At 73.1% G+C, this 17,034-nt stretch carries 16 protein-coding genes; 6 read left to right on the forward strand and 10 right to left on the reverse strand.

The genetic code is table 11. The annotated features are described in order from the left end of the window. Positions 1–109: 109 nt before the first annotated feature. Complete coding sequence (locus OG711_RS30145) at positions 110–1,315, reverse strand: MFS transporter (protein ID WP_329561647.1); 1,206 nt, start codon at positions 1,313–1,315, stop codon at positions 110–112. A gap of 227 nt (positions 1,316–1,542) precedes the next feature. On the opposite strand from OG711_RS30145, the gene OG711_RS30150 reads away from it, so the two are divergent. Beyond that, positions 1,543–2,307, forward strand: a complete 765-nt coding sequence (locus OG711_RS30150; RefSeq protein ID WP_329561649.1) for a TIGR03086 family metal-binding protein — start codon at positions 1,543–1,545, stop codon at positions 2,305–2,307. 134 nt (positions 2,308–2,441) lie between these two features. Further along, positions 2,442–2,978: a GNAT family N-acetyltransferase gene (locus tag OG711_RS30155; protein WP_073790752.1), complete on the forward strand. Its 537-nt coding sequence runs from the start codon at positions 2,442–2,444 to the stop codon at positions 2,976–2,978. A 62-nt stretch (positions 2,979–3,040) separates the two neighbouring features. Here OG711_RS30155 and OG711_RS30160 read toward each other — a convergent pair whose 3' ends face one another. From OG711_RS30160 to OG711_RS30175, 4 genes are all read right to left on the reverse strand, one after another. Continuing rightward, a complete protein-coding gene (locus OG711_RS30160) occupies positions 3,041–4,495 on the reverse strand; it encodes a penicillin-binding transpeptidase domain-containing protein (RefSeq protein ID WP_266513995.1) in 1,455 nt (484 codons plus the stop codon). Between the two features lie 86 nt (positions 4,496–4,581). Beyond that, on the reverse strand, positions 4,582–5,271 hold the full coding sequence (locus OG711_RS30165; RefSeq protein ID WP_329561652.1) for a response regulator transcription factor: 690 nt from the start codon (positions 5,269–5,271) through the stop codon (positions 4,582–4,584). Positions 5,272–5,430: 159 nt separating this feature from the next. Beyond that, the gene (locus OG711_RS30170; RefSeq protein ID WP_329564147.1) at positions 5,431–6,744 is read right to left on the reverse strand and encodes a sensor histidine kinase; all 1,314 of its coding nucleotides are present in this window, start codon (positions 6,742–6,744) and stop codon (positions 5,431–5,433) included. A gap of 80 nt (positions 6,745–6,824) precedes the next feature. Next, a complete protein-coding gene (locus OG711_RS30175; RefSeq protein WP_329561654.1) occupies positions 6,825–8,105 on the reverse strand; it encodes a hypothetical protein in 1,281 nt (426 codons plus the stop codon). Between the two features lie 160 nt (positions 8,106–8,265). Between OG711_RS30175 and OG711_RS30180 the strand changes: the two genes are divergently transcribed. The 3 genes from OG711_RS30180 to OG711_RS30190 all read left to right on the forward strand — a co-directional run bounded on the left by OG711_RS30180 (position 8,266) and on the right by OG711_RS30190 (position 11,063). Then, positions 8,266–8,901, forward strand: a complete 636-nt coding sequence (locus OG711_RS30180; protein WP_073791602.1) for a DUF1349 domain-containing protein — start codon at positions 8,266–8,268, stop codon at positions 8,899–8,901. Between the two features lie 139 nt (positions 8,902–9,040). Next, positions 9,041–9,793, forward strand: coding sequence for a DsbA family oxidoreductase (locus OG711_RS30185; RefSeq protein WP_099283514.1), 753 nt, complete (start codon positions 9,041–9,043; stop codon positions 9,791–9,793). Between the two features lie 187 nt (positions 9,794–9,980). Further along, positions 9,981–11,063: an aminotransferase class V-fold PLP-dependent enzyme gene (locus OG711_RS30190; RefSeq protein ID WP_405674191.1), complete on the forward strand. Its 1,083-nt coding sequence runs from the start codon at positions 9,981–9,983 to the stop codon at positions 11,061–11,063. A gap of 173 nt (positions 11,064–11,236) precedes the next feature. On the opposite strand, the gene OG711_RS30195 is transcribed toward OG711_RS30190, so the two are convergent. Next, complete coding sequence (locus OG711_RS30195; RefSeq protein WP_329561660.1) at positions 11,237–11,773, reverse strand: MarR family winged helix-turn-helix transcriptional regulator; 537 nt, start codon at positions 11,771–11,773, stop codon at positions 11,237–11,239. Between the two features lie 332 nt (positions 11,774–12,105). Here OG711_RS30195 and OG711_RS30200 point away from each other — a divergent pair, with 332 nt between their 5' ends. Further along, complete coding sequence (locus tag OG711_RS30200; RefSeq protein WP_073790713.1) at positions 12,106–13,188, forward strand: alkene reductase; 1,083 nt, start codon at positions 12,106–12,108, stop codon at positions 13,186–13,188. Between the two features lie 94 nt (positions 13,189–13,282). Here OG711_RS30200 and thpD read toward each other — a convergent pair whose 3' ends face one another. The 4 genes from thpD to ectA form a co-directional block, all read right to left on the reverse strand. After that, positions 13,283–14,182: an ectoine hydroxylase gene (gene thpD, locus OG711_RS30205; RefSeq protein ID WP_073790710.1), complete on the reverse strand. Its 900-nt coding sequence runs from the start codon at positions 14,180–14,182 to the stop codon at positions 13,283–13,285. 3 nt (positions 14,183–14,185) lie between these two features. Then, positions 14,186–14,584 (reverse strand): ectoine synthase, encoded by a 399-nt coding sequence (locus OG711_RS30210; protein WP_329561662.1) that lies wholly within the window; start codon positions 14,582–14,584, stop codon positions 14,186–14,188. A 220-nt stretch (positions 14,585–14,804) separates the two neighbouring features. Continuing rightward, positions 14,805–16,076, reverse strand: a complete 1,272-nt coding sequence (gene ectB, locus OG711_RS30215; RefSeq protein WP_073790704.1) for a diaminobutyrate--2-oxoglutarate transaminase — start codon at positions 16,074–16,076, stop codon at positions 14,805–14,807. Positions 16,077–16,164: 88 nt separating this feature from the next. Continuing rightward, on the reverse strand, positions 16,165–16,719 hold the full coding sequence (gene ectA, locus OG711_RS30220) for a diaminobutyrate acetyltransferase (protein ID WP_099283518.1): 555 nt from the start codon (positions 16,717–16,719) through the stop codon (positions 16,165–16,167). Positions 16,720–17,034 lie beyond the last annotated feature (315 nt).

The following is a 17,034-nucleotide window of genomic DNA, read 5'->3' on the forward strand; positions in this document are numbered from 1 at the left end:
GAACGAAGTGCGCCCAGCCGGACGGACCTGGGAAGCGCAAGCGAAGGGCGACCCGCGCAAAACCACCGAGCGACGGCACCGGAACGAAGTGCGTCCCGCCGGACGGACCTCAGAGGCGCAAGCGAAGGCGGCCCGCCACGACCAGTCCGGCCGAGCCCAGCGCGAGCAGCAGCACCCGGTGGTCCACCCCCGCGACCAGCCCCGCGCCCACACCCAGCGCGACCGCGTTCGGCGCGAGCAGCAGCGTGTTCGCGGTGGCCACCGCACGGCCCAGGAACGCCTCGGGCACCGCCCGCTGCACAGCGGTCAGCGCCGCGATCAGCACACACGGCAGCCCCGCCCCGACGGCCGCCGACGCCACCAGCGCCACCGACACGTCCGGCACCGCCCGCGCCGCGACCGCCACCGCGAACAGACCCGCCCCGTACGCCGCGAACCGCCGCTCGCCCAGTCGCCGCAGCAGTCGTCCGGCGACCGCTCCCACCGCGACCGACCCCACGCCCTGTGCCGTGTACAGCGCCCCCACCCAGCCCGGTGGCCGTCCGAGCCCCTCGTCCACCACGGCGAAGACGACCGCGCCGTTGACCCCGGCGAGCAGCATCACCGCCCCGCCGCCGACCAGCAGGGGCCGTAGCGCGGGACGGCCCCACAGCTCCCGCACCCCCTCGGCCACCGCGCCGAACCCCCGCGCCGTGCCCGGCTCCGGACGGGGTTCGTCCACCCGTACCCGCGCGTAGAGACCGGCCGCGAGGGCGAACAGCACCGCGGCGAGGACGGCCACCGCCGGGCCGCCGTACGCGGTGAACAGGCCCGCGCCGGCGAGCGGGGCGATCAGTTTCACCCCCTCGTTGGCGGTCGTCCGCAGCCCGTTGAAGTCGCCCAGCAGATCCCGGTCCACGATCCGCGTGACCAGCGCGCCCTCCGCCGCGTCCTGGACGACACCGGTCGCGCCGTACAGCACCAGGACCGTGAACAGCAGCCACAGCCGGTCCGCCGAGTCCACCGCGCACAGGGTCAGGAGGAGCAGGGCGAGCGCCAGGTTCGAGCGGACCAGCAGGGGGTGGCGCCGGGTGCGGTCGGCCAGCGTGCCGAGCAGCGGGCCGAGCAGCACGGGCGCCCAGAGTGCGAAGGTGCACAGCGCCGCGAGGGCGTTCGATCCCGTGAGGTCCTTCACCCAGATCCCGGCGGTCAGCCACAGCAGCGACGCCCCGCATCCGGCGCCGACCACCCCGCCCAGATACAGCGCCGCGTCGCGGTCGCGCAGCACCCTGCCCGTCGCTCCGGTCCCGCCGGTCCCGCACTTCTCGCCTGTCATGAGAGGCGATCGTGCGGCTAAGACCCCCCGGCCGGGATCAGGCGGTTGCCTCAGATCCGGCCGGGTCCGAGGGGCGGACCGTATCCGCGGGTACCGATGAGTTCCGAGTCACCCGGGAGTCACCCCTCACACAGGACCTCACAGGACCGCATCACCGCCGCCCGACCGCTGACCCGCCGGCCGCCTACGTACGACGCACCGCCGGCCCTCCCCGTGAAGGAGCCACCATGTCCACCCCGCCCAGCCCGCCCGCGCCGTTCGTCGACCTCACCTCCCAGGCCCGGTCGGTCGCCCGGCTCGCCGAGGGGGTCCGTGAGGACCAGCTCGACGCGCCCACCCCGTGCCCCGACTACGCGGTACGGCACCTCCTGGGCCATCTCGTCTCGCTGTCCGTCGCGTTCCGCGACGCGGCCCGGCGGGAGCTGGGGCCGACCACCGACACGTCCCCCGGCTCGTCCCTGCCCGAACTCCCCGCCGACTGGCGCGTGGCGCTGCCCGGGGCACTGGCCGAGATGGCCGAGGCGTGGCGCGACCCCGCCGCCTGGGAGGGGGAGACCCGCGCGGGCGGGGTGCCGCTGCCCGGTGCCGTCGCGGGGCTCGTCGCCGTGGACGAACTCGTCGTGCACGGCTGGGACCTGGCGCGGGCCACCGGCCAGGAGTACGCGCCCGACGAGGCGGCCCTGCGGGCGAGCGAGGCACTTCTGACCCCCGTCGAGGACCCGGCGGCCGACCCCACCGAGCAATCGGTCACCGAGGACCCCGCAGCCAAGGACCCCGCAGCCAAGGACCCCGCAGCCAAGGACCCCGCAGCCAAGGACCCCGCAGCCAAGGACTCCGCCGCTAAGGACTCCGAAGACTCCGCAGGCGACCCCGCCGGTGACGCGTCCAGCGGTGCGGGGCTCTTCGGCCCGCCCGTGCCCGTCCCGGACGGCGCGCCCCTCCTGGACCGGGTCATCGGTCTCAGCGGGCGCGACCCCGGATGGCGCGCCTGATCCCACGGCCCGCCCGCCGGGACCCCGGGGCCGGACGCCCGCACGGACGGTGGCGGAGCGTCACCGTACGCACCGTTGTCACCGTTCGGGCCACTCGCCCGGCATGGGCGCGGTGTTTTTGGGAGACTGGCCGGATGATCGATATGCGTGTGGCGAATTCCGCCGACTACGACCGGATCGACGCCCTCGACGATTCCTTCACCACGGACCGGATCATGCATGTGACCTCCGGGGAGGCGGGCTTCGAGATCCGGAGCGTGGCCGTGCAGCCGCCACTGCGCAAGGAGTACCCGCCCACCGGCGAGGAGGGCGGCGGCAGCGGGGACCCGGACGCCCCGCACATCGTCGTCGCCGTCACGGACGGCGAGATCATCGGATTCGTCGCCGTCCGCTACGCCGCGTGGAACCGGCGGGCGCATGTCGAGCAGATCACCGTCGCCCCCGGGCACCGCGGCAAGGGCCTCGGCAGCGCGCTGATGGCCCAGGCCGAGGCGTACGGGCGCAAGTGCGACGCGCGGACGCTGTGGCTGGAGGTCACCAACGTCAACGCGCCCGCCGTACGGGCCTACCGGCGGATGGGCTTCGAGGTCTGCGGGCTCGACACCAGTCTGTACGTGGGCACGCCGTCCGAGGGCGAGATCGCGCTGTACATGGGCAAGTCGCTGATGTGACGGGCCCGGTACGGCCCCGGCGGGGGCCGTACCGCCGCCGCGAACGGCGTGCCGTCACGTCCCTACTTCAGGGCGGCGGCCATCATGGCCTTCGCGATCGGCGCCGCGAGGCCGTTGCCGCTGACCTCGGAACGGGCCGCGTCCGACTGCTCGATGAGGACGGCCACGGCGACCTGCTTGCCGCTGTCCGGGTCCTGGCCGTACGAGGTGAACCACGCGTACGGCTTCTCGCTGTTGTTCACACCGCGCTGGGCCGTGCCCGTCTTGCCGCCCACGGTGGCCCCGGGGATACGGGCGTTGCTGCCGGTGCCCTCCTCGACGACCGTCTCCATCGCGGAACGCAGGCCCCGCGCCGTGGACTCGCTGAGGACCCGCTCGGTGGCCGGGTCCGTGAAGTCCTCCAGGGTGTTCCCGTCGGCGTCGGTGACCTGGGAGACCATATGCGGCTCGACCAGCTCGCCGTCGTTCTCGATGACCGCCGACACCATCGCGATCTGGAGCGGTGTCGCCGTCACCTCGAACTGCCCGATACCCGTGAGCGCCGTGGACGGACGGTCCATGCCCTTCGGGTAGACGCTCTCGTACGCGCGGACGGGGATGTCCTGCTCGGCGTCGTTGAAACCGAACTTCTCCGACATGGCCCGGACCTTGTCCTCCCCGAGGTCCACGGCGGCCTTGGCGAAGACGTTGTTGCACGAGTAGCGCAGGGCCGTGCGCAGCGAGGCGTTCTCACAGGGGGCCGTGGCGATCGCGTTCTCCAGGACCCGGGTGGTGTCGGGGAGCTTGTACGGGCTGGGGCTCTTGGTGGCCTCGTCCACCGAGGAGTACAGGCCCTCCTCCAGCGCCGCCGCCGCGACGACCAGCTTGAACGTCGAACCGGGCGCGAGCGGGTTGCGTATCGCGCGGTTCACCAGCGGCTTGTCGGGGTCCTCACCCAGCTCGCTCCACCGCGCGACGTCCTGCTGGCCGGAGCCGGAGAACACCGACGGGTCGTACGACGGGGTCGACACCATCCCGAGGACCCGGCCCGTGGCCGGATCGAGGGCGACCGCCGCGCCCTTGGTGTCCCCGAGCGCCTCGAACGCGGCCCGCTGCACCTCCGGATCGATGGTCGTGACGACACCGCCCGGGTCGGCGCGCTTGCCCGTCAGCACATCCATCGGGCCGCCCAGCTCCAGGGAGGTGCCGTCGAGTACGTCCTGGTAGACGCCCTCCAGGAGGTTCGCCCCGTACACCTGCGAGCTGTAGCCGGTGACCGGCGCGTACAACTCGCCCTCCTTGTACGTGCGCTTGTACGCGAGGTCGCTGCCCGTGGTGCGCTTCGAGCCGGTGACCGCTTCCCCGGCCACGATGATGTCACCGAGCGGATAGGCGTACTGCTCGATCGCCTTGCGCCGGTTCTCCTTGTTGTCCGCGAGGGCCTGGCCTTCGTAGAACTGCACCCAGGTGACCCGCCCGAGCAGGGCGAGGACGAGGAGCAGCGAGAAGACCGAGGCACGTCTGATCATCTTGTTCATCCTGTCCGGTAGGACGAACGGCGCAGTTCAGGGGTTCCCCGCCAGCCCGCGCGCGGCGGCGCGGCGGTCCGATTCTCATGGAGTGTTCAGGAACTCCGGACGAACCCGGCCTCGTAGGCGGCGATCACCGCCTGGGTCCGGTCCCGGGCCCCGGTCTTCGCCAGGACCCCCGCCACATGGGTCTTCACCGTCGCCGCGCCGACCTCCATCCGGGCGGCGATCTCCGCGTTGGTCAGCCCCCGGGCCATCAGCCGCAGTACGTCGCCCTCCCGGCCGGTCAGCCGCGCCACCCACGGCGGGGCGGGCGCGGCCCGTCCGTGCGCCCCGGCGAGCGCCCGGACGGCCGCCGGGAACAGCAGGGTGTCGCCGCGCGCGACCAGCCGCACCGCCTGTACCAGGGTGTCCGCGTCGGTCCGCTTCAGCAGGAACCCGGAGGCGCCCGCGCGCAGTGCCTCGTACACGAAGGCGTCGTTCTCGAAGGTCGTCACCACCAGCACCCGGGGCGGGGTGCCGACGGGGGCGCCCACGATGCGTTCGGTCGCGCGGATGCCGTCGATGCCCGGCATCCGGACGTCCATGAGCACCACATCGGGCTGAAGCTCCCGCACCACGGTGACCGCCTCGGCCCCGTCCGCCGCCTCCCCGACGACGGTCAGATCCGGCTCGGCCTCCAGGATCACCCGCAGCGCGGTGCGCACCATGCGCTCGTCGTCGGCGAGCACCACGCGCAGGGGGCGCGGCGCGGCGGAGAATCCGGTGGGTGACGGGGTCGTCATGGGTCCCTTTCCTTAAGGCAGCGGGCAGCGGGCAGCGGGCAGCGGGCAGCGGGCGGCGGGCGGCGGGCAGCGGATACGTGTGCCCATACATGCACGTACGGGTGGACGCGTACGGGGTGCGGGGCGGGTGCGGTCCGGCCCGGGGTGCGAACGGCGGGGTCACCGTGGGGCGCGCAGGGGCAGCCGTACCCGCAGCAGCCAGCGGTCCTCCCGGGCGCCCGACTCGGTGCGGCCGCCCAGCAGCCGCGCGCGGTCCGCGATGCCGCGCAGCCCATGGCCGCCTCCCGGACGCGACGCGGTGTCCGCCGGTCGGGGCAGCGGGTTGTGCGCCGTGATGTCCAGGTTCCCGTCCGCGACGGTGACCGTCAGATCCACCCGGACCCCGGCGCCCGCGTGCCGCAGCGCGTTGCTCAGCGCCTCCTGCACGATCCGGTACGCCTCCCGGGACACCTGCGGCGGCAGCGCGCCGAAGCCGTGCGGGCCCGGGTCCAGGGTGGTGTCCAGCAGCGCGCCACCGGCGCGGGTGCGCCGCAGCAGCCCGTCCAGGTCGGTCTCCAGGGTCGGCGCGGGCGCGGTCGTGCCCCGCTCACCGGTGTCGCGCAGCACCCCGAGGACGGCGTCGAGTTCCCCGACCGTGCGCCGGGTGGTCTCCTCGATCGCGGCGAGGGCCTCCCGGACGAACCCGGGATCGGTGTCGAGGACCTTGCGGGCGGCGACCGCCTGGAGGGTGACCGCGCTGAGCGCGTGCCCCACCGAGTCGTGGAGCTCGCGGGCGAGCCGCCCCCGTACCGCGAGATCGGCGGCGCGCCGCTCCGCCTCCGCGAGCCGGTCGGCGGGCGCCGGGCCGAGCAGCGCGGGCGCCGCCCGGGCCAGCAGCGCCCCGGCGAGCGCGACGCACCCGGCGAGCAGCAGCAGCATCGCGGCGCCCGCGAGCGGTGACAGGACGAGCGCCCACGCGCCCCCGTCGCGGTAGAGCTCCCCGAGAGGCCCCGTCCGCAGCCCGGGGACCACCGGCAGCAGGAGCACCACCGAGGCGAACGGGACGACCGCGAGGGTCATCCCGCTGGTCACCGCGCCGACCGCCAGATGCAGGGTGAACCACACGGCCGTGCGCCCCCGGGCCGCTCCGCCGCGGGCGGGCCCGTCCGCCAGCTCGGTGCCGTCGCCGTCGCCGATGCCGCAGAGCGCGCGGACGGCGGTCACCGACAGCGGGCGGGTCGGCGGGAACAGCGCGGTGACGGCGGCCAGCGGCAGTCCGGCCAAGAGCGCCAGCACATGCGGGGGTCCCAGGAAGGCGGGACCGCCGATCTCCGTGCCCATGCTGACGAGCACGATCGAGCCGACCAGGTAGTACGGCATCGAGAGCGCGCCGCCGAGGACCAGATGGGTCCAGCGGCGCAGGGCCCGGCGCCCGTACAGGGCCGACAGCCCCCGGGCCGGGGCGGACAGCGCCCGCGTGACGATCCGGGTCATGGCCCCGGTCGAGTTCTCGGTCATGCTCCCGGCGTTGCTCCCAGCCTTGCTTCCGGCCATTCTTCCGGCCTTGCTTCCGGTCATGGGGACACCCGCCCGTCCGGTGCGTCTCCCGCGTCCGGCCCGTCCGGCGTCCAGGGCCGGGGAACCGGAGCGGGGGCCGACGCGGGGCCCGGCGTGGAGGCGGCAGCGGAGGCCGGGGCATCCGTCGGGCGGACGGGCGCCGGGGTGGCGCCCGCGTGCGCTCGGGCGCGCCCCGCGAGGAACCGCGCGCCGACGGCGGCGACGAGTGCTCCGGCGATCATCTGGCAAGCGTAGGCGAGGTACATGGGACCGCTGGTCCCCGAGGCGATGCCTCCGCCGCCGAGCGAGGCGAGGCTGATCCAGCCGCCCCAGGTGGCCGTGGCACCCGAGCCGAGCCAGGCCGCCGCGAGCGCCACCCACACCGGCACCCGTACCCGCACCCGCACTCGCACCCGCACTCGCACCGGTACCCGTACCCGTACCCGCGCCCGCACCGGTGCCCGCGCCCGCGCCCGCGCCCGCACCCCCACCCACCGCGCGCCGTCCCGCCCGAGGACCAGCAGCCCCGCACCGGCCACCGCCACCAGCGGGAACACCGCGCTGGTGGCCTCCATCACGGCCAGCTCCCCGGTGCTCCGTCCGGCGAGCCTGGTGCCGTCCGCGCCCATGGCGGACCCGGACGCCCACAGCGTGTGCAGGGTCGCGGGGACCAGGGCGACCAGTGCGGCGGCGCCCGTGACGGCCCGGGGGGCGGCCCCGGCGGGCGGCAGGTCCCGTACCCGGTCCCGCCACAGATGCCCCCAGCGGTCGCGGGCGTACAGCGCGAACAGGGCGCCCAGCGAAAGCCCTTGCACGATGAAGCCGCCGTAGACCATCCCGAAGACCCACTCGTGCAGGAAGGGTTCGGCCCCCTCCCCACCGCCTTCGCCATCCCCGGCGGACACGCCCGGTCCGCCCCCGCCGAGCGCGCGGACCAGCAGCTGGAGCGGGTACGCGGTCATGATCGGGGCCAGCAGCCCGGTGGCGGTCCACATCGGCACCACCAGCAGCCAGGCCGGGACGCGCCGCCCCCACGGCCGGGTGAGCAGCAGCGCGAGCACGATCACGCAGGCGTCGAGGACGAGGGTGACCAGGTTCGCGACGGCGGTGACGGCCGGGTCGTCGAGCAGCAGGCTGTCCTCGGGCATCCCGATACGACTGCCGCCGAGCCAGGCGGTCTTGAGGGCGAGGTACGGGACGCACGCGGTGATCGCCACGGCGCGCAGCACCCGACGGGCACGGTCGGGCGGCGCGGTCGTGGTGCGGGGCCCGCCGGTGGGCTCCGGGGTCGGTGTCATGGCTCCAACCTCCCGCGCCGGGGCCCTCGTCCACCTCCTGCCGGACGACGATCCGCCTCCGCCGCTCGGGGGAGGCCGGGCCGTCCCGGTCCCGGCCCGGGGCAGCCGAACGGACGGCCGCCGATGGATGCCCCCGCCCCGGAATGCCACACTGACCGTCATGGACCGAACCCCACCCACCTCCGCAGCCCCGCAGATACCCGAACTGCCCTTCGTGGTGCGCTCCTACGGACCCGAAGGCCACTGGACGTACGCCGACGGCGTTCTCGGCGCGCGGGCCGGTGCCCGGCAGGACCGGTTCGTGCCGCCGGGGGGCCACGCGCTCGCCCCCTCCTCGGACGCGCCCCGGCTGCTCGGCACGGCCCCGGAGGGCGACTTCCAGCTGAGCGCGCGGGTCACCGTCGGCTTCGCGGGGGACTTCGACGCGGGTGTGCTGTACGTCCACGTCGGTGAACGGGAGTGGGCCAAGCTCTGCTTCGAGCGCTCGCCCGGTGTCCCCACCATCTGCTCGGTGGTCACCCGGGGCCATTCCGACGACGCCAACTCCTTCACGGTCGACGGTGACAGCGTCTGGCTGCGTGTGAGCCGTACCGGCGACGCCTTCGCGTACCACGCCTCCACCGACGGCGAGCGCTGGACCTTCGTCCGTACGTTCGCCCTCGGCAGCCCCGGGGACACGGCCCGCGCCCTGGTCGGCTTCATGGTCCAGTCCCCGGTCGGTGACGGCTGCCCGGCCGAGTTCCGGGACCTCGCCTTCCACCGCCACGCCCCCGCGGACCTCCGCGACGGCAGCTGACCGGGACCGGGACCGGAACCGGCTCGGCGACCCGGCTCAGCGACCGGGCCCCGGGTGTGCGTGAGGGGGGAATGTGCCGATCCGCCACGGTGTTGCCCCGGGGAAAAGTGGTCCCGGAGAGAAGTGAGAGCGGTCTGTCATGCGCGTCGAGATCTGGAGTGACATCGCCTGCCCCTGGTGCTATGTCGGAAAGGCCCGCTTCGAGAAGGCGCTGGCCGGGTTCCCGCACCGTGAGCAGGTAGAGGTGGTCCACCGCTCCTTCGAGCTGGACCCGGGACGGCCCAAGGACGAGGTGTCGCTGGTCCTGCCGATGCTCAGCAAGAAGTACGGCATGACCGAGGAGCAGGCACGGGCGGCCGAACTCGATCTCGGGCGGAACGCGGCGGCCGAGGGGCTGGCGTACCGCACCGAGGGACGTGACCACGGCAACACCTTCGACATGCACCGGCTGCTGCACTTCGCCAAGGAGCACGGCAGGCAGGACACGCTGATCGGTCTGTTCTACCGGGCGAACTTCGCCGAGGAGGAGTCCGTCTACGGCGCCGCCGAGGACCGGCTGGTGGCCCTCGCCGCCGAGGCGGGCCTCGACGCGGACGCCGCCCGCGCGGTCCTCGCGGACCCGGAGCGCTACGCCGACGCGGTCCGCGCCGACGAGCGCGAGGCCGCCGAGCTGGGCGCGAACGGCGTCCCCTTCTTCGTCCTCGACCGCCGGTTCGGTGTGTCCGGGGCCCAGCCCGCCGAGGTCTTCGCCCAGGCCCTCGACCAGGCGTGGGGCGCCCGCTCCCCGCTCACCCCGATCGTCCCGGCCGGCGCGGACACCGACGCCGAGGCGTGCGGGCCCGACGGCTGCGAGATACCGCAGGACGCGAACCGGGCCGCCGACCGGGCCTGAGCTTCCACGGGCGCCTGAGCTGCCACGGGCCTGGGCTCTATCGGGCCTGAGGTTCCACGGGCGTGAACCCGGCCACCAGCCGCGCCTGAGCTTGCGCAGGCGCGAACCCGCCACCGGTCACGCCCGCGTTTCCGCAGTTCAAAGGCGGGCGCGGGGGCGTCCCCGGCCGGATACACCGGGAGGCGTCATGGACCGGGGCGCGGAGGGGCGGCACAGTGAGGCCATGGAGACACTTGCCGTTACCGCGATCCGTACCGAGTTCACTCCCGAGGCGACCTATCTGAACACCGCCAGCACCGGGCTGCTCCCCGCCAGATCCGTCACCGCGATGCGGGAGGCGGTGGATGCCACGGCCGCGGGGCGGCCGGCCGATATGTTCGAGGATCTGGAGGCGAGCCGCGCGAGTTTCGCGCGGCTCGTCGGCGTCCCGGCGTCCCGGGTCGCGGCGGGGGCGTCCGTCGCCGTCTACACCGGGCTGGTCGCCGCTTCCCTGGCGCCGGGCACGGAGGTGCTCACCGCCGAAGGGGACTTCAGCTCGCTGGTCACCCCCTTCCGTGTCCGCCAGGATCTGAAGGTGCGCGAGGTGCCGCTGGAGCGGATCGCGGACGCGGTGCGCCCCACGACCGGTCTGGTCGCGGTGAGCGCCGTCCAGTCCGCCGACGGACGGATCGCCGATCTGCCCCGTGTCCGGGAGGCCGCCCTCGCCCACGGCGCCCGTACCTATGTCGACGCGTCGCAGTCCGCGGGGTGGCTGCCGATCGACGCCGACGCGTACGACTACGTGGTGTCCGTCGCGTTCAAGTGGCTGCTGTGCCCGCGCGGTGTCACGTTCCTCGCCGTCCCCGAGGACTTCGGCGGGCTGAGCCCCGTGTTCGCGGGCTGGGTGTCGGGGGAGCGGCCCTGGGACAGCTGCTACGGCCCGGTCCAGGAGCTGGCACGCTCGGCCCGCCGGTTCGACGAGAGCCCGAGCCTCTTCTCGTACGTGGGGGCGCGGCACTCCCTGGCCCTGGTCGAGAGCGTGGGCGTGGACGCGATCCGTGCCCATGACGTGGCCCTGGCCGACCGCTTCCGCGCGGGTCTGGACGCCCTCGGGCACACCCCGGTGCCGTCCCCCGGCTCCGCGATCGTCTCGGTCCCCGGGCTCGGGACCCGCCAGCGGGAGTTCAGCGACGGCGGGATCGAGGTCTCGGACCGCGCGGGCAATCTGCGCGCGGCGTTCCACGTCCACAACACGGAAGGGGACGTCGACCGGCTCCTGAGCGCCCTGTAGGAACCCGGGGCCACCCGGGACCCGGGAACGGGAGCGGGACCCGGCAGCGGGACCGGGAACAGGACCGGGAACGGGCCCCGGGACCCGTAAGGCGAGCCGCCCGGACCGCCGTACGCTCCGCCCCCGCCCGTACGCGCCCGCCCCCGCCCGTACGCCCGCCCCCGTACGCCCGCTCACGGCCCGCCGTGCTCCTCGCGCGGCGGTGCCCCGGGCGGCACGTCCCCGCGCTCCCGGGGGGCCTGCCCGCACAGGTTCGTCTCGACCTTCTCCAGCAGCCGGGCCAGCTCCCGGCGCTCCGCGGGGTCGAGACCGCCGAGGGTCCGGGTCTCCAGTTCGCACCAGGCCGCCGCCATCCGGTCGTGCAGCGCGCAGCTCGGCTCGGTCGCCTCCACCAGGACCGCGCGCCGGTCGCAGGGGTCCTGTCCGCGCCGGACATGGCCCGCCTGCTCCAGCCGCTGGAGCATCCTGGTCACCGTCGAGGGGTCCAGGTCCAGCACCTTGATCAGCTCGGACGGGCGCACCGGCCCGGAGCTCCACAGATGCATCATCAGGAACTCCTGGCCCGGGTACAGGTCCAGGTCCCGCAGCAGTTCGCGGGCGGTGACGCGGTGCAGCCGCGCCACCCGCGCCAGGGCGTTGCTGACGGGGCCGCCCCGGGCCGCCGGGGGACAGTCGGGGTCGGACGGGGCGGGGCCGGAGGAAGCGGTCATGGGGAGGGCTCCTGGGTGGGCGGGGCGGACCGGGGCAGCGGGGGGTCCGGCTGCCGGGGGGCCGGTGGTGGCGGGGTCGCCGCCGAACCGCGTTACGGGCGTGGGGGGTTGGTCCGCCAGATTACCTTGGCCGGCCAAGGAATGAGTTACAGTGGCGCGCGGTTCTCTTGCTTGGCCGACCAACTATCGCCCCGGCCGGCCATCGCGCCGACCACCTGGAGCGCCGGCCGGACCATTGCGCCGGCCAACCATCACACCGCCCGACCTTCGTACCGCCCGACTTTCGCACCGCCCGACCTTCGTACCGATCACCGTGCTGGGGAGCAGTCACCATGACGACAGCGTTCGACCCGATCGACCTCGCCGGGACGCGGCTCGCCAACCGCGTCGCGATGGCGCCGATGACCCGCAGCCGCGCCGGTGCCGCCGGAGTGCCCACCGCGCTGACGGCCGAGTACTACGCCCAGCGGGCGACCGCCGGTCTGATCATCACCGAGGGCGTCCAGCCCAGCGCGGTGGGACAGGGCTATCCGGACACACCGGGTCTGCACAGCCCGGAGCAGACCGCCGCCTGGCGCGCGGTCACCGACGCGGTGCACGCGCGCGGCGGCCGGATCTTCGCCCAGCTGATGCACACGGGCCGGATCGGGCACCCCAGCCTGCTGCCGGACGGGCTGGTGAACGTCGGGGCGTCCCCGGTGGCCGCCCAGGGCGAGGTGTACACCGCCGAGGGCGCCAAGGCCTTCGTCACCCCCCGGGAGCTGACGGACACCGAGGTCCACGCGACCGTCGCGGACTTCGCGTCGGCGGCCCGCAACGCGGTGGACGCCGGGTTCGACGGGGTCGAGCTGCACGGCGCCAACGGCTATCTGATCCACCAGTTCCTCGCGGCCGGGTCCAATGTCCGCACCGACGCGTGGGGCGGTTCGCCCGTGGCCCGCGCCCGGTTCGCCGTCGCGGTGACCGAGGCGGTGGCGGCGGAGATCGGCGCCGCGCGCACCGCGCTGCGTATCTCGCCCGGAAACGGGTTCAACGACATCAGCGAGCCGGACCCGGAGCCCGTGTACACCGAACTGGTGCGGCGGCTGGAGCCGCTCGGGATCGCCTATCTGCATCTCTCCGAGGGCTCCGCGCGGATACGTGAACTGACCCACACCCTGCGCAAGCTCTTCTCGGGCGTACTGATCCTCAATCCGCCCTCGCCCGACGACGCGGACGGCACCGATCACCGGGCGCTCGCCCTCGTCGAGGACGGCACCGCCGACATGGTCGCCTTCGGCACACTGTTCCTCGCGAACCCGGACCTCCCGGCGCGGCTGCGGACCGCCGGTCCGTACAACCCCCCGCACCGCCCCAGCTTCTACGGCGGCGACGCCCGTGGATACACCGATTACCCGACGCTCGACGGAAGCTGACGAAGCGCCGACCCGTCTCCAAGTGCCACGGGAACGCGCGGCGGGGCGGTGACCGGAAGGTTCCGGTCACCGCCCCGCCGTACCACCGTGGTGCTCAGCGCACGGGGGTGAAGTCCCGTGCCCCGATGTACTCCGGCCTGCGGACCGGCGCGGCGAAGGGCTCCTGCGCCGTGTTCTCCACGCTGTTGAAGACGATGAAGACATTGCTGCGCGCGTACGGGGTGATGTTGTCGCCCGAGCCGTGCATGCAGTTGCAGTCGAACCAGGTGGCCGACCCCGCCGCACCCGTGAACAGCCGGATGCCGTGCTCGTCCGCGAACTGTGTGAGCGCCCCGTTCGACGGGATGCCCGCGTCCTGCATCTGGAGCGACCGCTTGTAGTTGTCCTTCGGGGTCGCCCCCGCGCAGCCCAGGAACGTCCGGTGCGAGCCCGGCATGATCATCAGACCGCCGTTGGTGTCGAGGTTGTCGGTCAGCGCGATCGACACGGACACCGTCCGCATGTTCGGCAGCCCGTCCTCGGCGTGCCAGGTCTCGAAGTCCGAGTGCCAGTAGAACCCGGACGCCCCGAACCCCGGCTTCACATTGATCCGGGACTGATGGACGTACACGTCCGAGCCGAGGATCTGCCGGGCGCGGCCCACCACCCGCTCGTCGCGCACCAGCGCGGCGAACACCTCACTGATCCGGTGCACCTCGAAGACCGAGCGGATCTCCTGGGAGGACGACTCCACGATCGACCGGGGGTCGGCGCGGATCGCCGGGTCGCCGACCAGCCGGTCGAGTTCGGCGCGGTAGCCGGTCACCTCGTCGGGCGTGATCAGCTGGTCCACGGTCAGGAAGCCGTCCCGCTCGAACGAGGCCAGGTCCTCGCGCGCGACGGGGCCCGGGGCGTCCGGGGAGTTCCAGACGACCGGGTCCTTGCGCGGCACGGACACCTCGGTGGCGCCCCGGCTCGGGTACAGGTCCGCGCGGATGTCGGTCGTGGTGGCCATCGTTCATACCTCCTCGGTCAGAAGCGGATATACGCCGTTCTCATCGTGGTCCTCACGGCCCGTGACGGGCGGGTTGAACACGCACACGCACCGGAAGTCGGTCTTCGGCCGCAGGGTGTGCCGCTCGTGCCCGTCCAGCAGATACATCGTCCCCGGGCTGATCCAGTACTTCTCGCCGGTCTCGTCGTCGGTCAGCTCGGCCTCGCCCTCGACGCACAGCACGGCCTCGATGTGGTTGGCGTACCACATGGAGGTCTCCGTACCCGCGTACAGCACGGTCTCGTGCAGCGAGAAGCCGACCCGCTCCTTGGCGAGGACGATGCGTTTGCTCTCCCAGGTGCCCGAGCGCGACTTCACATGACGGTCGGTTCCCTCGATGTCCTTCAACGATCGGACGATCACGGTGACGTGCTGCCTTTCTCTGGCGGACGGACGGCGCCGGACGGATGACGCCGGACGGACGGGTGTCCCCGGCGGACGGGCGCTGCCCGGGACCGGCCGGGACGGCGCCGGGACATGGATCAGGTAGGGGGGCCGGGTATCGGGACCGGGACCGGGTCCGGCGTGGGGCCTGGTCCGGTTCAGGGCCGGGTTCGGGGCCGGATCAGGGTCCGGGTCCGGGTCAGGCGGTCTCGCGGACCGCGCGGGTGAGGGTGCGCAGGCCCTCCTCCAGCTCGTCGGGGGAGACGGTCAGCGCGGGAAGCAGCTTGACGACCTCGCCCTCGGGGCCCGAGGTCTCGATCAGCAGCCCCAGCTCGAAGGCGCGCCGCGCCACCCGGGAGGCCCGCCCCTTGTCGTGGAACTCCACACCCCACACCAGTCCGCGGCCCCGGAACTCCTTGATCTCCTCGCGGTGCTCCTCGGCCAGCGCGCCCAGCGCCTCCTGGACCTGCTGCCCGCGCGACAGGGTCTGCTTCTCCATCGCGGGCCCGTCCGACCAGTACGCCTCCAGGGCCGCCGCGGCCGTCACGAACGCCGGGTTGTTGCCGCGGAAGGTGCCGTTGTGCTCGCCGGGCTCCCAGATGTCCAGCTCCGGCTTGAACAGGCACAGCGACATCGGCAGCCCGTAGCCGCTGATCGACTTGGAGACCGTCACGATGTCCGGCACGATGCCCGCCTCCTCGAAGGAGAAGAACGCGCCGGTGCGCCCGCAGCCCATCTGGATGTCGTCCACGATCAGCAGCATGTCCCGCCGCGCGCACAGATCCGCCAGCGCCCGCAGCCACTCGGCGCGCGCCACATTGATGCCGCCCTCGCCCTGCACGGTCTCCACGATCACCGCGGCCGGCTGGTTGAGCCCGGAGCCCTGGTCCCCGAGCAGCCGCTCGAACCAGAGGAAGTCCTGCACCTGGCCGTCCAGGTAGTGGTCGAACGGCATCGGGGTGCCGTGCACCAGCGGGATGCCCGCGCCCGCCCGCTTGAAGGCGTTGCCCGTGACCGCCAGCGAACCCAGCGACATCCCGTGGAACGCGTTGGTGAACGACACGATCGACTCGCGGCCCTTCACCTTGCGGGCCAGCTTCAGCGCGGACTCCACGGCGTTGGTGCCGGTCGGACCCGGGAACATCACCTTGTAGGGCAGGTCACGGGGACGCAGCACCAGGTTCTGGAACGACTCCAGGAACGCCCGCTTCGCCGTCGTCGACATATCGAGACCGTGGGTGACCCCGTCGCGCTCCAGGTAGTCGATCAGGGCGCGTTTGAGTACGGGGTTGTTGTGGCCGTAGTTGAGCGACCCGGCCCCCGCGAAGAAGTCGAGGTACTCATGGCCGTCCTCGTCGTACATACGGCTGCCCTGGGCACGGTCGAAGACGGTGGGCCAGCTGCGGCAGTAGCTGCGCACCTCCGACTCCAGGGTCTCGAAGACGCTCAGGTCGGGCTGGGTGATGGTCACGGCAGGTCTCCTGGCTGTTCGGGGTGACAGGTGGTGGGGCGGGTCGGCGTGAGCGGGACGGGCGCCGTTGGTACGGGTCCGGCGCCGGTCAGCCGGCGAACGGGCCGATGCGGTAGAGGATCTCGGGGTCGTGCCCGCCGTCGGGGAACACCCCGGCGCCGAAGAGCACCTCCCGGTCGACGGCCAGCCCGTGCCGTTCGGCGTACGAGAGGAACAGCCGCTCGGAGGCCGTGTTGCCGGGCGTGATGGTGGTCTCCAGCGCGTTCAGCGCGACGGGCGCGGACGCCCGGTCGGCGGTGACCCGCCCGGTGAGCCCGTCCAGCAGCGCCGCGGCGAGTCCCCGGCCCCGGTGCGCCGTGTCGACGGCGACCTGCCAGACGACGAGCGTGCCCGGACGGGTGGGCCGGATGTATCCGGTGATGAAGCCGACCGGCTGCCCGTCCGCGTCACGTGCCACCACGGAGGTGCCCGCGAAGTCGCGGCACCACAGGAGATAGCTGTAGGAGGAGTTCAGATCGAGGGTCCGGGAGTCCCGTGCGATGCGCCAGAGCGCACCGCCGTCGGCCACCGTCGGACGGTCGATCCGTAGTCCGTCGGGCATTTCTCGGAATTGCGTTCGCAGGTCTGCTTGTGCAGCGGTCATGCGGATTTAATTTACCGAGCAATTCCTTGGATTGCATGGCCCGGTGGGGTTACTTCCAGGGCGTCGTTGTGTTATCACGCGGGCGCATGCGGACGCGCGAGGAGGCAGCAAAAAGCCCGTTTCGTACTGGATTTATGGTACGAAACGGGCTTGATGTGGAATGGATCACAGGATCGTCGACCTGGCGGAACCTGCCGCAATTGCGCCGCCGTGCGTTCACGAAACCTTAGCGTTTAGGGTTTGGATAAGCGGGCAGGAGAATATGGGCGCCTGAGCGAAAACTAATTCCGAATATTAATGCCCGTACAGGCAACC

The organism is Streptomyces uncialis, assembly GCF_036250755.1.
Classification (GTDB): Bacteria; Actinomycetota; Actinomycetes; order Streptomycetales; family Streptomycetaceae; genus Streptomyces; species Streptomyces uncialis.

Excerpts from the sequence above, each read along its gene's own strand:
- OG711_RS30160 (WP_266513995.1), bottom strand. The coding sequence starts at position 4,495 with ATGAACAAGATGATCAGACGTGCCTCGGTCTTCTCGCTGCTCCTCGTC.
- OG711_RS30175 (WP_329561654.1), bottom strand. The coding sequence starts at position 8,105 with ATGACACCGACCCCGGAGCCCACCGGCGGGCCCCGCACCACGACCGCG.
- OG711_RS30200 (WP_073790713.1), top strand. The coding sequence starts at position 12,106 with ATGACGACAGCGTTCGACCCGATCGACCTCGCCGGGACGCGGCTCGCC.
- OG711_RS30190 (WP_405674191.1), top strand. The coding sequence starts at position 9,981 with ATGGACCGGGGCGCGGAGGGGCGGCACAGTGAGGCCATGGAGACACTT.
- OG711_RS30145 (WP_329561647.1), bottom strand. The coding sequence starts at position 1,315 with ATGACAGGCGAGAAGTGCGGGACCGGCGGGACCGGAGCGACGGGCAGG.
- OG711_RS30150 (WP_329561649.1), top strand. The coding sequence starts at position 1,543 with ATGTCCACCCCGCCCAGCCCGCCCGCGCCGTTCGTCGACCTCACCTCC.
- OG711_RS30155 (WP_073790752.1), top strand. The coding sequence starts at position 2,442 with ATGATCGATATGCGTGTGGCGAATTCCGCCGACTACGACCGGATCGAC.
- OG711_RS30185 (WP_099283514.1), top strand. The coding sequence starts at position 9,041 with ATGCGCGTCGAGATCTGGAGTGACATCGCCTGCCCCTGGTGCTATGTC.
- OG711_RS30180 (WP_073791602.1), top strand. The coding sequence starts at position 8,266 with ATGGACCGAACCCCACCCACCTCCGCAGCCCCGCAGATACCCGAACTG.
- OG711_RS30195 (WP_329561660.1), bottom strand. The coding sequence starts at position 11,773 with ATGACCGCTTCCTCCGGCCCCGCCCCGTCCGACCCCGACTGTCCCCCG.
- OG711_RS30170 (WP_329564147.1), bottom strand. The coding sequence starts at position 6,744 with ATGACCCGGATCGTCACGCGGGCGCTGTCCGCCCCGGCCCGGGGGCTG.
- thpD (WP_073790710.1), bottom strand. The coding sequence starts at position 14,182 with ATGGCCACCACGACCGACATCCGCGCGGACCTGTACCCGAGCCGGGGC.
- ectA (WP_099283518.1), bottom strand. The coding sequence starts at position 16,719 with ATGACCGCTGCACAAGCAGACCTGCGAACGCAATTCCGAGAAATGCCC.
- OG711_RS30165 (WP_329561652.1), bottom strand. The coding sequence starts at position 5,271 with ATGACGACCCCGTCACCCACCGGATTCTCCGCCGCGCCGCGCCCCCTG.